The organism is Cyclobacterium sp. 1_MG-2023 (assembly GCF_030546805.1).
Taxonomy (GTDB): domain Bacteria; phylum Bacteroidota; class Bacteroidia; order Cytophagales; family Cyclobacteriaceae; genus Cyclobacterium.
Map to the genome: position 1 here is coordinate 217377 of NZ_JAUOPC010000002.1, position 14887 is coordinate 232263.

Genomic DNA, 14887 nt, shown 5'->3' on the forward strand with positions numbered 1-14887 from the left:
AGTATAATAAGTTCAGAATTAACTTAATTATGTAATATTCGGTGAGGGGATTGGCAATACTGGCTGAGATATATCCCGTGGTTGAGGTTGTTGTATTGTCTCCGGTTCCTTCACTGGCTCCGGTAATTGCGAAATCTAAGTTGACTCCGGTGGCTGCGGTGGCTGAGCTTGTCGAAGCCGTCGAAGCCATCGAAGTCGTTGAATCCGCCGGGTTTAAAATTGCCCAGCTTTTCTAGAAATCACCAACCCTGACGAAGTAATATCTACCGACGAATATGCTTTCAGGGTGTGAAGTTATGTAATGAAAGCAGTTCAGGAAAAAGTTACCATGCCCAATTATTTTATTAACCACGTAATAACTTCGAAACCTAAAACCCCGGCAGGGGTGATATTTTTGTAGCCAGTGGCCTCAGCCACTGGTTTAGTAAATTATCCGTTGATATGATTTTGGCGGTATTGTTGCTCTTTTCTGCAACAATGCTGACAAAATCACAACTATTTCTAAAATGGCGAAATCCCTAAGCACAGGGTGGGACCCCTATGTTAAAATGCCAAATCAAATCTCAGCCTTGAAAGGTGTAACCGGCATTGCAAATGCCTCGTAATCTTATCAAATGGATGGTAGGGGGTAGTTCTAAACTATTCCCAGAGGAGGAAAAGTGACCCTGCCCAATTATTTTTTAAGCCACGTAATAACCTGTTCGAAACCTAAAACCCCGGCAGGGGTGATATTTTTGTAGCCAGTGGCCTCAGCCACTGGTTTAGTAAATTATCCGTTGATATGATTTTGGCGGTATTGTTGCTCTTTTCTGCAACAATGCTGACAAAATCACAGCTATTTACTGGTTTTTTCCAATTGCTTGACCATTACTGCGAAATCCTTAGGATAAGGTGCTTCTGCACTTATTTTTTCTCCGGAAAGGTCTGTAAAGGAAATAGCAAAAGCATGTAGCGCCACCCGTTGCATAATGGGGCGCTCTTCGGAACCTTTTTTTAGATTAAATTTCCTTTTGATACTTGATAAATAGAGCGGTTGGCCACCGTAAAGCTCGTCACCACAAATGGGCGCACCAAGGTAAGCCAGGTGAATTCGAATTTGATGCAGACGGCCGGTAATTGGTTTACAGGCAATAAGGGTATGGGCAAAGTAACTTTTTACAGTTTTAAAAATGGTTTGTGCCGGCTTGCCACTAGGTACGATTCTGGCAATGCCGTTTTTGCTGGCCGAAAGATTTCTATCTACCATTATGCCATCAAAATCATGAATCCCTTCAGCCACAGCGTGGTAGACCTTTTCTACTTTTCTGTCCTCAAACTGCATGGCAATATTTCGGTAAGCATCAGGGTTTTTGGCAAATACCAGGCAACCCGATGTTTCCTTGTCCAATCGGTGACAAACCTGAATGTCCGGAAATTCCAGTCTGGCCAATGCCAGCATATTTTGTGCCTCATGCCTATCATCCAGCGTGGGGAAATATGGCGGTTTATTGACTATTAAATAATCATTGGTTTCTTTAACTACCAATGATTTAAAATCGATCTTTTTCATACCCTTGTGTTTCGATACAAAGTTCTGAAATTAGCCAATAAAAAAAAGCCTAATTGAAAACACTTGGTTTTATTTTTTCGAATGGCCTTCCTCAACGGCCATTTTTTTGGCCGCATGCGGCAGCTCAAAACTAAAGACAGAGCCTTTACCGGGAGTAGAACTAACGCCAATTTTAGATTGATGTCCTTCCAGAATATGTTTGACAATGGCCAAACCCAGTCCGGTGCCGCCTTTTTCTCTGGAACGACTCTTTTCTACCCTATAAAAACGCTCAAAAATCCGCTTAAGGTCATCCGGGTGGATGCCTATGCCCTGGTCTTTGACTTTTACCGTGAAATGGTTTTTGTGGTCATTGATTTGAATGGTTACAGTGCCACTGTCTTTATTGTACTTGATGGCATTGGAGACTAGGTTTTGTAAAACCCTGAAAATTTTGTCCTTGTCAGCGTAAGTTTGGTAACTCGTTGCTTTGTCATATTTGAAAATTATATGGATGTCCCTTTTAAGGGCTTTTCCTTCCAATTGTTCTACGACTTCCTGAATGGATTCTTTCAGGTCAAAATTGCTAGGATGAAAGCGAATAAACCCACTTTCAATTTGATTGATGGTAATCAAATCCTGCACCAGGTCTTCAAGGTTGTTAAGGCTTTTGGCGGCTCGTTTTAAAAACTTATCCCTAACGGTATGGTCTTCTACTGCCCCGTCCATTAGGGTGTGGATATAACCTTGGGCCGCAAAAATAGGCGTTTTCAGTTCATGGGAAATGTCGGCAAAAAATTCCCGCCTAAAGGTTTCATTCTTTTGTAAGGTTTCAATTTCCCTGTTTTTGGCCGCCGCATAATCATGAATATTGGCTTGAATACTTTTCAGCGGTGGGAGTGAAGCTTTTATCTTATTGCTGGCTTTGAAAGTAGTGTCTTTTTTTTGAATTTTCTCCAATACGCTGTAGATATTGCCGATTTCTCTAAAAATCAGGTATTCAAGGCTAAGGTGGATCAATAGGTAGGCAATGGAAAAGGTAAGGGTGCCGGCAGCCAGCAGTATTATGGAATTGGAGGCCTCCAAAAGGGATAAAAAGGCCACCAATAGTAAGGCTATAGAAATGGCAAGCCCAAATGCAATGCCTTTTGAAGTGCTGATCATGTATTGAATTTATAACCTACGCCTTTCACAGTAAAGATATAATCCTCACCTATTTTTTCTCTAATCTTACGAATATGAACATCCACTGTTCTGGCCAAGACAAACACATCTGTGCCCCAAATGTTTTTTAGCAGTTCGTCTCTGCTAAACACCGTATTGGGGTTTTTTGCCAAAAAGTGCAACAGTTCAAATTCTTTCTTTGGCAACACAATTAACTCACCGTCCTTTAATAGGGTGAAACTTGTGCGATCAATGATCAAGTCCTTGATGGAAATTTTTGAGGTGTCTGCTTCTTTTTTAATTTCTCTTCGAAAAAGTGCAGCGATCCGGCTTACCAATGCCCTAGGCTTGATGGGCTTAAGGATGTAGTCATCTGCTCCGACATCAAAGGCTGCCACCTCCGAATATTCTTCTGATCGGGCAGTGAGGAATATGATAAAGGTATTCTTGAGATCGGGGTTTTCTCTCAATTGACGGCAGGTTTCCACCCCATCTTGATTGGGCATCATGATGTCCAATAGGATGACATCAGGCTTGAATGTAGCGGCTTTTTTTACTGCTGTGATACCGTCACTTGCTGAGTTGACCTCATAGCCTTCTTTTTCCAAATTGTAGGTTAAGATTTCAATGATATCCTCTTCGTCATCTACTACCAATACCCTTTGTTTCTGATTGTTGCCCATCTTATGATTTCCTGAAAAACAATTTATTTTGAATGAAGCTACAAAGATAAGGATTATAAAAAAACAATTAAGTCTTTGTAGGCTGAACTGATTAATTGAATGGGAATCATTAAAAAAGCGATGGTTTAGATTAAATTAATTTTAACCCATTGTTAATTAATTGTTGCTTAACCCTTCGGCAGAGACGATCTCCATATTTATGGAACCGACAAACATGCTGGCCTTAATTTTAACCGGAATTCGGTTTTCATCTGCGGTAATCCATATTTTAATTGGTTTTTTACCTCTAAAGAGTTTGTTGCTGGGCATCTCAGGGCTGAAAATATAGGTGTCAAAATCACCAATGTCAGTGGATATGTCGTCCATGCCCTCGTATGTTAATTTTAAGTTATAATTTTTCTCGTCAAAAAAACCTTTGATTTCAATTTTATCACCTTTTGTTAACCCGGAGAAATCCATTGTTCGCAATAGATAATAACCGCTGACAATGTCCTGAACATTTGGGGGGATGGCATGGGATTTCCTCTCTTTAATGAACTCATTCTCCCTATCATACAATTTGGTATAGGCCATTTGGTCTTTATGGTCGAAGTCAATTACCTCATGTTTTCGATAATTCCCTTCTTCAATATGTCGGTAAGAGCGGTAAGGAATAATTTTGGCAGTATCTATATAGCTTCCCCAATTGTCTTTTACATAAAAAAGCTTAAAAATGCTTAGGGTTTTTCCGTAGACATCTACCTTATAGGTTGGCTTTCCATTGATATAGTGGATGTTATTGTCGATCACCATTTTGGCCTCAGCAGCATTAAAAAGGAAATAACTCACATTAAAAGTAAGCGTTTCTCCTTTGGTAAATGCCTTGTTAACAATGTCTTGGCTTTGTGCATTTACAGCAGTTTGAAAAAGCAATAACAGCGCTATTGCAAGTGATTGGAGGTACACGATCATGCTTTTTTTAAAAGTTTTACTTCAAAGTTCATACCATTGTGAATTTCAGGGAATGATGTTTCATTCTTCAAATGTACTACATTGTCTTGCGCTAACAATGGTTATTCAATAGTTGTTAATGACCTGCCTAATGTTTACTTTCACATTAGGAATGAACAACAGTGAATATCTGAAGAGACTATGAGTGGAAATACTGAAAAATTAAAAGCCTTACAGCTTACGCTGGATAAGTTGGAAAAAACCTACGGTAAAGGGACCGTAATGAAATTGAGTGATAATGTGGTACTGGATGTGCCTGCTATTTCTACAGGATCATTGGGTTTGGACATGGCCCTTGGTATTGGGGGAGTACCAAGAGGAAGAGTGATAGAGATATATGGTCCGGAATCTTCCGGGAAAACAACACTTTCTATGCATTGTATCGCTGAGGCGCAAAAAGCAGGTGGCTTAGCGGCATTTATAGATGCAGAGCATGCTTTTGATAAAGCCTACGCCGAAAAATTGGGAATAGACATTGAAAACCTGCTCATCTCTCAGCCGGACAGTGGTGAACAAGCCTTGGAAATTGCTGAGCACCTTATCAGGTCCGGGGCCATTGATATTATAGTGATTGACTCAGTAGCCGCCTTGGTGCCTAAGGGTGAACTTGAGGGGGAAATGGGAGATTCCAAAATGGGTCTGCAAGCCAGGTTAATGTCTCAGGCACTTAGGAAACTTACCGGAGCCATCAACAAAACTGGTTGCGCTTGTATCTTTATCAATCAATTGAGAGAGAAGATTGGGGTGATGTTTGGTAACCCTGAAACCACCACCGGTGGTAATGCCCTTAAATTTTATGCTTCTGTTCGCTTAGATATTCGTAGAATAGGTCAAATTAAAGATGGACCCGACAATATTCTTGGCAATAGAACCAAAGTAAAAGTAGTGAAAAACAAGGTTTCGCCTCCTTTTAAGGTAGTGGAGTTTGATATTATGTATGGGGAAGGAATCTCCAAAGTAGGAGAGGTAATTGACCTTGGTGTTGAATTTGAAATTGTTAAAAAAGCAGGGTCTTGGTTTTCTTACGAGGGAAATAAGCTAGGTCAAGGTAGAGATGCTGTTAAAAACCTGCTTTTGGACAATCCTGAATTGATGGAAGAAATAGAGTTGAAGGTGTTGGAAAAAGCCGGTGTTGTAAAAGCGGACAAAGAAAAAGCCAAAGCCGGTAAAAAAGGCAAGTCTGCAGAGTAAAACTCTTTGAGAAAAAGCAATAGTTTCCGGTAGGTGTTGTCACATCCTGATAGCAACTACCGGATCCATTTTTGAAGCCAGAGAAGCAGGAATAATACCTGAAACAATACCAATAACAGACGATAATGCAAGTCCCAGGACAATATTTTTAAAGGAGAGTATGATTTCCAGGTTGCCAAGGGAAACAAAGGTGGCAGCATACACCACAATCAGTCCGGACAATCCTCCAATAAGGCTTAAAGCAGTCGCTTCAAACAGAAATTGCAGGAGGATAAAATAATTTTTTGCACCAAGAGATTTTTGAATACCTATAATACCGGTCCGTTCCTTTACAGATACGAACATGATATTGGCAATCCCAAAACCTCCAATTAAGATTGAGAAGCCTCCAATTACCCCACCTGCAATAGAGATCACTGCAAATATGGAACCCACTACGTTTTGAATGAATTCGGATTTATTTAAGGCGAAATTGTTTTCAGCTGTCGGTTTCAAACCTCTTTTTGCTCTGAGAAGTCCTGCCATTTCATTTTCCAGCATGACCAGTCCGGGGTCATCGTCTTTCCCTTTTGCCGCAATGATTGGTTCTATACCGTTTTTTCCCACATAAAAAAGTTTGGAAAATGCTCCATAGGGTACCAATAAGGCTTCGTCTTTAGAAGGAGTATCAAAAAGACCTTCTCCTTCTTCCACAAATAAGCCCACCACTGTAAACTTTAATCCTTTTATTTTAAAGGTTTTGCCCAAAGATTCCTGTCCCGGAAATAAGGCTTCTCCAATCTTTACGCCAATAATGGCCACATTTCTAGCGGCCTTTATCTCCATCTGGGTAAAAAACCTTCCTTTATCAATAGGTATGTCGTAAACTTCTTTATGGTTGAAAACAACACCATCCAAATTGGCCATTTCATAGGCATTGCTATTGGCCTTTACGGTAGTTCTGGTGTTAGCAGAGATGGTAACAGCATGGGCGCTTTTCAGACGTTCTTCTAAAAATGTAAATTCAGCATAGGTGCCCAGGGGTCTCCTGAAATACCTCCACCAGGGGTAATTTCTCCCGTTTTCAGCAAATGGAAATCGATCTACACGGACCACATTGCTTCCTAGGAAAGTCAGGCTGTCCTTGATGTTTTTTTCCAGAGAATCTACTAAGGTAAAAACAGCAATGATGGCAAAAATACCCACCGTTACGCCCAATAACGAAAGAATGGTCCTCGTCAAATTGGACTTCAATGCATCCATTGCGAAGCGAAAACTCTCCCAAATTAGTCTGAATACGATCAATTTTCAATATTATTTTAAACAATTTGACAATATAAATAGAATCTGGTTAAATTCTTATTAACTTTGCATTTTTTACGATAATTACGTTTAATAGGTATTTCCTAAATATATACATATGAAGTTATCAGATTTCAAGTTTGAAATTCCAAAAAAACTTATTGCCCTTCATCCACCGGAGAACCGAGATGAATCCAGATTAATGGTTATTCACAAGGATACCGGAAAGATAGAACATAAAGTTTTCAAAGATGTCATCGATTATTTTGATACAGGAGATGTATTTGTAACCAACAATACGAAGGTATTTCCTGCGAGACTGTATGGAAACAAAGAGAAAACCGGAGCCAAGATTGAGGTCTTTTTGTTAAGAGAACTGAATCAGGAACTTAGGTTATGGGATGTTTTGGTGGACCCTGCCAGAAAGATTAGGGTAGGGAATAAGCTTTATTTTGGTGATAGTGATTTGGTTGCCGAAGTAATTGATAACACTACTTCCAGGGGCCGAACCATTCGATTCTTATTTGACGGTACAGACGAGGAGTTTTACAAGACCATAGATACACTCGGAGAAACGCCAATATTGAAAGATTTCATCGAGAGAGATGTGGTAGATGCTGACAGAGAGCGGTATCAAACCATCTTTGCCCAGCATGTAGGAGCTGTTGCAGCACCAACGGCAGGTTTGCATTTCACTCCACATTTAATGAAACGCCTGGAAATTAAAGGTGTAGAAGTAAGTCCTATTACTTTGCATATTGGCCTGGGTACATTCAGACAAGTGGATGTGGAAGACCTTACGAAGCATAAAATGGATTCGGAGAATTATGACATTCCACAAGGTACTGTTGATTTGGTCAACACTGCCCTTGATGAAAAGAAAAGAGTGGTTTCTGTAGGGACTACATCCCTAAAAACGATTGAATCTTCTGTTACCGCAAATGGTAGATTAAAAGCAAGTAGTGGTTGGACAGATAAGTTTATCATTCCTCCTTACGAATTTAAAATTGCCAATGCCCTAATCACCAACTTTCATTTGCCTGAATCAACATTGTTGATGACAGCTTCTGCTTTTGGTGGATATGATTTGATCATGAAGGCTTACCAAGAAGGTATCAAAGAAGGTTATAAATTCTTTAGCTATGGCGATGCTATGCTAATTATTTAAAAGAACCTTAAGTTATAGTAAAAAGAGCCTTTTCAATTTAATTTGGAATGGCTCTTTTTTTTAAGCCTTCAGTAAACCTAGGGATAGGTGCCCGCAATGTAGTTGAAAATAAAATCAGTTGTGGCACTCAAGCTATAGATTTAAGAAAGGAAGAGGTGTCTATGTGGGTATTAGTCTTAGCTTATCCCCACCTCTTCTTCAAAGCTTTCCAATGCTTCAGGTTTACCTACCACATAAACGACGTCTCCCAGTTTGATTTTGGTATGACCGGTTATTTCGGTAAGGGTTTTTCCCCCTCGTTTGATGGCTACCAAATTGAGACCTGAGTTTTCTCTTAAATTGCTGTCCTTAATTGATTTGCCAATAAATTGGCCATGATCTTTTTCTATTTTTATCCCTGAGAAATTGATTTCAGGTATGTCAAGACTAGGAACAGTGCTTTCATTAGAAGGCGTTCGGAAAACTTCATAATTATGGAACCTTACATCATTGGTGAAGTCATCTACCTCACTTTTAGGTACAAGGTATTTATTTAAGACTCGGGTAAAAATTTCTATCGATGTTTCAAATTCTTCAGGAATAACTTCATCGGCGCCCATATTGAGCATTGATTCGATTTCATTGACGTACCTTGTCCTAACGATGATGAAAACATTCTGGGAGGCCTCTCTGATGTTCATGATAATACCAGTAGTGGCAGGTTGATTGGAAATGGCTATCACGGCCACCCTGGCTTTGTGTATTTGAACGTGCTCAAGCACCACGGCATTGCCGGCATCACCATAGATGATAGGTTCACCTTTCGCGGTTTCTACTTTTACTGTTTCAGGGTTCATCTCTATAATTACATAGGGGATTTTTGCCCTTTTAGCAGCTCGGGCCAAGTTTCTTCCATTCAGACCATAGCCAATAATTACCAAATGGTCATTCAACGATTCTTTTTCAAGGTCGATTTCAGGAACTTGTACGCGTTCTTCCAACCTGTCTTTAATTTTCTTGGGCATAGGGATATTGAGCACCCTGCAGGCAAGCTTTTCCCTTTGCTTAAGAACAAAAGGGGTAATGATCATGGTTAAGATAGATATGGCCAAGAAAAATTGATAAGTAGTATTGTCCAATAATTCGTACTTCAACCCTTCTTTAGCCAGTAAAAGGGAAAATTCTCCCACTTGGAAGATAGAAAAACCTACAATAAAAGATTCTTTAAAACTGCTTCCCAATGATTTTACAGCCAGAGAGGCCACAACGAATTTCACTAGAAAAGTAAGTACTACCAATGCCAGGATAAGTAACAAATGTTCAGTCAGAAAGCTAATGTCAAAAAGCATCCCCACCGAAACGAAAAAGAAGCTCAAGAAAATTTCTCTAAAAGGAAGGATTTTACCTGTAGCATGGTGACTGTATTCTGATTCACTGATGATAAGCCCGGCCAGAAAAGCACCCAAGCCCAACGAAAGACCCAGCAATGAAGTGGCATAGGCTACGGCAAAACAGGTAACGATAATGCTTAATAGGAAAAGCTCTTCATTTTTGGTTTTTGCGATTCGGTACAACAACTGGGGAATCAGGTATTTTGCACTGATAATGGTTAGCAGGATTACCAGACCTCCTTTTAGTCCCATGTAAAACAGCGAGAGTAAGACATTGTCTGACTCACCGGCCAACATGGGAGTGAAAAGAACCAAGGGTACGATAATGATGTCTTGAAAGATCAACATGGCCAAGGTAGTTCGGCCAGAGATTGTGTTCACTTGTCCGGATTCCTGCAATAATTTCAAGACGATGGCAGTACTACTTAAGGCAAACAAAAAACCAAAAAACACGGAAATATTCCAACTGAAGCCAAAAAGGTAGCTGATCAATGCTGTGACACCAATAGTAAGACTTACCTGTAAGCTGCCGCCTATAAATACGGCTTTTTTAATGGCCATTAGGCTTTTAAGCGAAAATTCAAGCCCAATCACAAACAGTAGCAAAATGACTCCTATTTCTGATAATACTTCCACTGCTGTGGAGGCATATACCAGGGATAAACCATAGGGGCCGGCAATGGCCCCGGTAAGCAAGTACCCGATGATTGTGGGAAGCTTGAGGCGCATAAATACCAAAATCACTAAGGTGGCCAATCCAAAGATGACTACAATGTCTGATAGTAATGGCAATTCAGCAACCGCTAATATAAATGAGTTCATAAATATTCGAATTGAAAGCAAATAGGTTTGAAAGGTAATAATATAATAAGAATACTAAGCTATGGAAAAGCTTTCAATTGAAAACTTCATCTTAGTGTAGCGCTAAGGTATTAATAACCTATTCCTAAACGTTTATAAATGAAATGCATCAACCATGCCGGTCCGATTAGTAGGAATTGAACATCCTTAAAAAAAGACGGTTTTTTACCTTCAATCTTATGGCCGTAAAATTGAAAAATCCAAGCCACTAGAAAGAGGATTAAAGAAAAAAGCCACAAGGGAATAGGTAGAAATAGTGTCAATAAATTGGCCGTTGCCAAGCAAACTGCAGCAAACAAAAACATACCTAATGCAAGTGGGACAGATAAGGTGATGTAATAATACAAAACAAGCAACAAAACGATGGTGGCCCAATTTGTAAAACTACTCAGTAGAAAATCCATAGATGCCAATGGACCGGGAGGGATGCTGTAAATCAGACCCACAATGCTGAAAAAAATTGCAGGCACGCAAAACCAATGAATGGTTTTATTGGTAGGGTTTTGGTGACTTATGCCATATTCTTCTAAAAGACCATCTATTTTTCTCATACGAATGTGTCTGTTGGATAAAGCTGCTATAAGTTAAAAATAAAATGCTAACAATCATACTTTTTGGCGAAGTGGAAATTCCTTCTGTGATAATCTATCTCCGAGAATTTTTCAAAGTGTAGGCCTTTCAGCAGGCAAAAACGCATAATTTTTCCTAACTTTAAATTAGATTAAGGCGTACTGCGGATAAATTTTAATGTAAATAATAAGAATATAGCGTAGTTTATGTATAATGTAATTTACTTTAGCTAAAGTGATGGGCTGACTACCAGAAGGTGAGATGAAAATAAAGTTTCGAAATCTTGAATTCGAAAAATTTAATTAAACGTTTAATTTTTATGAGGATTATACCGGACATACATGGGTAATATTTCAAAAAGACCTACCATTATGGAGGCATTATTCCCTATAATTTTCTTGATTGTGCTTTTGGCAATCAATATCAAAGTGTTTGGGACAGAGGGCTTGTCAGGATCCAATCAACTGGTGCTAATTTTTGCTAGCGGAGTGGCAGGTATAATTGCGGTTTTTAGGTTAAAGGTGAAATGGGCAGCTGTTGAAAAAGGTATTATCAATAGTATTTCATCTGCCATGTCTTCTATATTAATCCTATTGTTGATTGGCGCTTTGGCCGGCACCTGGATGTTGAGCGGGATTGTTCCGGCAATGATCTATTACGGGCTTAAAGTGTTGAATCCAACCGTGTTTTTACTCGCCGCATGTGTGGTTTGTGGTGTGGTTTCCATTGCAACAGGGAGTAGTTGGACCACTGTAGCAACGGTTGGCGTGGCCTTGTTGGGTATTGGAAAAGCTTTGGGTTTCAGTGAAGGGCTAATTGGTGGAGCCATTATTTCCGGAGCTTATTTTGGAGACAAAATGTCTCCACTTTCAGATACCACCAACTTGGCACCCGCCATGGCCGGCACAGATTTGTTCACCCATATCAAGCACATGATGAAAACTACCATACCTTCCATCACTATTACCTTGATAATATTTGGAGTGATAGGACTTTTAAACAAGCCTGAAGGGATTGTAGGTCAGGTGGAAGACATTTCTCATGTGATTTCCAATACCTTCAATATCAATGCTTGGTTGTTTTTGGTGCCGTTAATTGTAATTTTCCTTATCATTAAAAAAGCGCCTGCTATTCCTGTGTTATTGGCTGGGTCAATTTTAGGAGGCCTATTTGCCGTTCTCTTTCAGCAGGAAGTCATTCATGAGCTGGCCATGATTTCAGAGTTAGAAGGAGGGATAGGATTTAAATCATTTGTAATAGTGTTTCGCTCTCTCTATGGTGAAACCATGATTGTCACCTCTAATAATATAGTGAATGAGCTATTGGTAACAGGAGGAATGGCCGGCATGTTGTACACGGTTTGGTTGATTATTTGTGCAATGGCCTTCGGAGGTATTTTGGAGGTTTCCGGAATGCTAAGTGTTATTGCTGAAGCAGTCATTAGCAAGGTCAACTCGGTGGGATCCTTGATCGCATCTACAGTGGGAACCGGATTGTTTTTTAATATTACTACTTCCGATCAATACCTGGCAATTTTAGTGCCGGGAAGGATGTATGCAGACATTTATAGAAAACGGGGGTTGAAAGGGGAAAACTTAAGTAGAACACTGGAAGATAGTGCTACGGTGACTTCTGTCTTGATCCCATGGAATACTTGTGGGGCAACGCAGGCATCTGTCTTGGGTGTGGCCACTTTGACTTATGCACCCTATTGTTTTTTCAATATAATTAGCCCATTTATGACCCTGCTATTTGGCTACTTAAATTGGGGAATTAACTACTATTCCGAAAAAGAAATGAAATCAATTAATAAAGAAGAAAGCTTGGCATGATACCATTGAAGATAAGCAAAGAGGAAGTAAATGCATTGGATTTAGGTGCTTTTACGGGTAATATTATCCTTGTTGAAGACGAGAAAAGTCTTCAAGAAATGGAAAAAGATTTATTGTCAAGCAAAATAATTGGTTTTGATACTGAAACCAGACCTGCATTTAAAAAAGGGGTCAGCTACGATGTAGCTCTACTTCAACTTTCAACTACTGAGAATGCTTATTTAATAAGAATCAATAATTTTGGTTTCCCCTCAAGTGCCCAAGCCATTTTGGAAGATCCCAATATTGTGAAAGTAGGGGCTGCGGTAAGGGATGACTTAAAAGCATTAAAAAAGATTTCTCCCAACTTTAAGCCTGATGCCTTCTTCGATTTAAATGAAGAGTTAAAGCGAGTAGGGTTCTTGAATGTAGGCGTTCGAAACCTTAGCGCAATGGTACTTGGCATTAGAATTTCTAAATCAGAGCAGGTTTCTAATTGGGAAGCTCCGGTTTTGACTGCCAAACAAATGCTTTATGCAGCTACTGATGCGTGGGCTTGCCTTGAAATTTTCCGTAAATTATACAATGAAGGCTATTTGGATGAGCTATTCACTACTTGATTTGGCTGGAGGTAGGGACTTCAGATAAAACGCCTATTACCTCTTCAGCCAGGCTTTCTTGACATGTCACCTTTATTCTGCAACTGTTGTCAAATTCTTGAGAAATAATCTTCAGGTTGTATCTTTTTATAGTTCTCATAATCTCATCCATAGAGAGGTAGCCAAAAGAAAACTCAATGGGTACCATAACGGTTTTCTCGACAATTTCTGCGGATGAGATTGCTTCGGCAGCAGCTGTTTTATATGCCCGTATTAGCCCTCCAACCCCTAATTTGGTGCCACCAAAATACCTGACTACTACAATCAAAATTTGGGTTAATTCATTTGATTTTATTTGTCCCAAAATGGGATCTCCGGCACTATGATTGGGTTCGCCGTCGTCATTGGATCGGAAATTTTTCATGTCTTTCCCCAGGATATAGGCATAGCAATGGTGCCGGGCATCATGGTATTGCTTCTTTAATTGGTGAATCAAATCTTGTATTTCTTCTTCGTTTGCAACGGGGTAGGCAAATGATAGAAATTTGCTGCCTTTTTCCTTATAAATACCCTGTGAAGGCTTTTCAATACTGCGATAAGTGTCCTCCATTATTATTTGTTTAGATTGATTTTCTACGTTTTCATTTGCTAATTTAGGGATTTGAATGAATTGGATGAAGAGATCAAGCCTTAGTGCCGAAATGCAAACAAAAGAAAAGCCCCTTGTAACGGTGATTTGCACTTGTTATAATCAGGCGGAATATGTTGTGCAAGCATTGGAAAGCATTGTATGTCAGACTTACAGGCCTATTGAACTCAAGATTGTTGACAATGGCAGTACAGATCAATCCAAAGTGGAAATAAAATCATGGCTGAAAGAAAACAATAATAAAATTCCGATTAAGACATTCTTTCACGATCAAAAATTGAATTACTGTAAGGCTTTTAATCAAGCTTTTGAAAGTTCCAATGGAGACTATGTGGTGGACTTGGCAGCGGATGATTTCTTTGAACCTAAGCATTTGGAATTTGCCATGGCTCATTTGAGTCAAAGTGATGCCAAAGTTTATTTCTGCAATTCCTTTGAGCATTTTCCAAGTGGAAAAAGCCAAACCTTTTACCCTACAGATTCCTCGGGAAAGGCAAGTGGAAAGGTTGCTTCTGGTGATGTTTTCGCTGAGTTGATTCGTAGGTATGCCATCAGCTCACCCACCTTGGTTATGGATGCCAGGGCATTTGAAGAGATTGGTTGCTATGATGAAAACTTAAATTATGAAGATTTTGATATTTTGGTAAGGATGTCCTCAAGGTATTCCTTTGTTTTTGGGGACCAAATTACAGTAAATAAACGAATACTAAAGGAGTCGCTTTCTCAGCAGCAGTATAGGTCCAGGAAGTCTCATTTATTGCCTTCCACCTATCTGGTATGTAAAAAATTAGCCACTATGGTGACTAGCAAAGCGGAAAAAAAGGCCCTTCAGCAAAGGTTAATTTATGAAATTAAACATGCGACGGTGTCAGCTAATTTTGATGTGGCAAAAAAGATGTTGGACTTATACAAAGAACTTTATCCTTTGGGATTAAACTATGTGTTTTTTTACCTTTGGACAAAAGCCAAGGTAGATTTTTCTTCATTGTATGAAAAATGGAGAAAAAAACCTTTCAAATAAT

At 39.5% G+C, this 14887-nt stretch carries 13 protein-coding genes; 5 read left to right on the plus strand and 8 right to left on the minus strand.

The genetic code is table 11. The features are described 5' to 3' along the window. Window positions 1-835 precede the first annotated feature (835 nt). The 4 genes from Q4534_RS03300 to Q4534_RS03315 all read right to left on the minus strand — a co-directional run bounded on the left by Q4534_RS03300 (window position 836) and on the right by Q4534_RS03315 (window position 4326). On the minus strand, window positions 836-1549 hold the full coding sequence (locus Q4534_RS03300; protein ID WP_303611748.1) for an RluA family pseudouridine synthase: 714 nt from the start codon (window positions 1547-1549) through the stop codon (window positions 836-838). Window positions 1550-1618: 69 nt separating this feature from the next. After that, a complete protein-coding gene (locus Q4534_RS03305; protein WP_303611749.1) occupies window positions 1619-2692 on the minus strand; it encodes a cell wall metabolism sensor histidine kinase WalK in 1074 nt (357 codons plus the stop codon). Then, entirely contained in the window at window positions 2689-3375 is a 687-nt protein-coding gene (locus tag Q4534_RS03310) for a response regulator transcription factor (protein WP_014018573.1), read from the minus strand. Before Q4534_RS03310 ends, Q4534_RS03305 begins: the two co-directional genes overlap by 4 nt. Before the next feature lie 156 nt (window positions 3376-3531). Further along, window positions 3532-4326 carry a DUF3108 domain-containing protein gene (locus Q4534_RS03315; protein ID WP_149392597.1) on the minus strand — a complete coding sequence of 265 codons (795 nt, stop codon included), beginning with the start codon at window positions 4324-4326 and terminating at the stop codon, window positions 3532-3534. Between the two features lie 180 nt (window positions 4327-4506). Between Q4534_RS03315 and recA the strand changes: the two genes are divergently transcribed. Continuing rightward, window positions 4507-5556, plus strand: coding sequence for a recombinase RecA (gene recA / locus Q4534_RS03320; RefSeq protein WP_014018571.1), 1050 nt, complete (start codon window positions 4507-4509; stop codon window positions 5554-5556). 39 nt (window positions 5557-5595) lie between these two features. Here the strand turns inward: recA and Q4534_RS03325 are convergent, their stop codons facing one another. After that, window positions 5596-6840 carry an ABC transporter permease gene (locus Q4534_RS03325; protein WP_303611750.1) on the minus strand — a complete coding sequence of 415 codons (1245 nt, stop codon included), beginning with the start codon at window positions 6838-6840 and terminating at the stop codon, window positions 5596-5598. Window positions 6841-6955: 115 nt separating this feature from the next. Between Q4534_RS03325 and queA the strand changes: the two genes are divergently transcribed. After that, window positions 6956-8005, plus strand: coding sequence for a tRNA preQ1(34) S-adenosylmethionine ribosyltransferase-isomerase QueA (gene queA / locus Q4534_RS03330; RefSeq protein WP_014018569.1), 1050 nt, complete (start codon window positions 6956-6958; stop codon window positions 8003-8005). A 176-nt stretch (window positions 8006-8181) separates the two neighbouring features. Here the strand turns inward: queA and Q4534_RS03335 are convergent, their stop codons facing one another. Continuing rightward, window positions 8182-10197, minus strand: coding sequence for a cation:proton antiporter (locus tag Q4534_RS03335; protein WP_303611751.1), 2016 nt, complete (start codon window positions 10195-10197; stop codon window positions 8182-8184). Window positions 10198-10307: 110 nt separating this feature from the next. Next, window positions 10308-10787, minus strand: coding sequence for a DUF962 domain-containing protein (locus Q4534_RS03340; protein WP_303611752.1), 480 nt, complete (start codon window positions 10785-10787; stop codon window positions 10308-10310). Between the two features lie 360 nt (window positions 10788-11147). Here Q4534_RS03340 and nhaC point away from each other — a divergent pair, with 360 nt between their 5' ends. Next, the gene (gene nhaC, locus Q4534_RS03345; RefSeq protein WP_303611753.1) at window positions 11148-12638 is read left to right on the plus strand and encodes a Na+/H+ antiporter NhaC; all 1491 of its coding nucleotides are present in this window, start codon (window positions 11148-11150) and stop codon (window positions 12636-12638) included. Further along, window positions 12635-13237, plus strand: a complete 603-nt coding sequence (locus tag Q4534_RS03350; RefSeq protein WP_303611754.1) for a 3'-5' exonuclease — start codon at window positions 12635-12637, stop codon at window positions 13235-13237. Before nhaC ends, Q4534_RS03350 begins: the two co-directional genes overlap by 4 nt. Here the strand turns inward: Q4534_RS03350 and Q4534_RS03355 are convergent. Continuing rightward, window positions 13230-13826 (minus strand): YigZ family protein, encoded by a 597-nt coding sequence (locus Q4534_RS03355; RefSeq protein WP_303611755.1) that lies wholly within the window; start codon window positions 13824-13826, stop codon window positions 13230-13232. The genes Q4534_RS03350 and Q4534_RS03355 overlap by 8 nt on opposite strands. A 64-nt stretch (window positions 13827-13890) precedes the next feature. Here Q4534_RS03355 and Q4534_RS03360 point away from each other — a divergent pair, with 64 nt between their 5' ends. After that, a complete protein-coding gene (locus Q4534_RS03360; RefSeq protein WP_303611756.1) occupies window positions 13891-14886 on the plus strand; it encodes a glycosyltransferase family A protein in 996 nt (331 codons plus the stop codon). The last annotated feature ends 1 nt before the right edge of the window (window position 14887 follow it).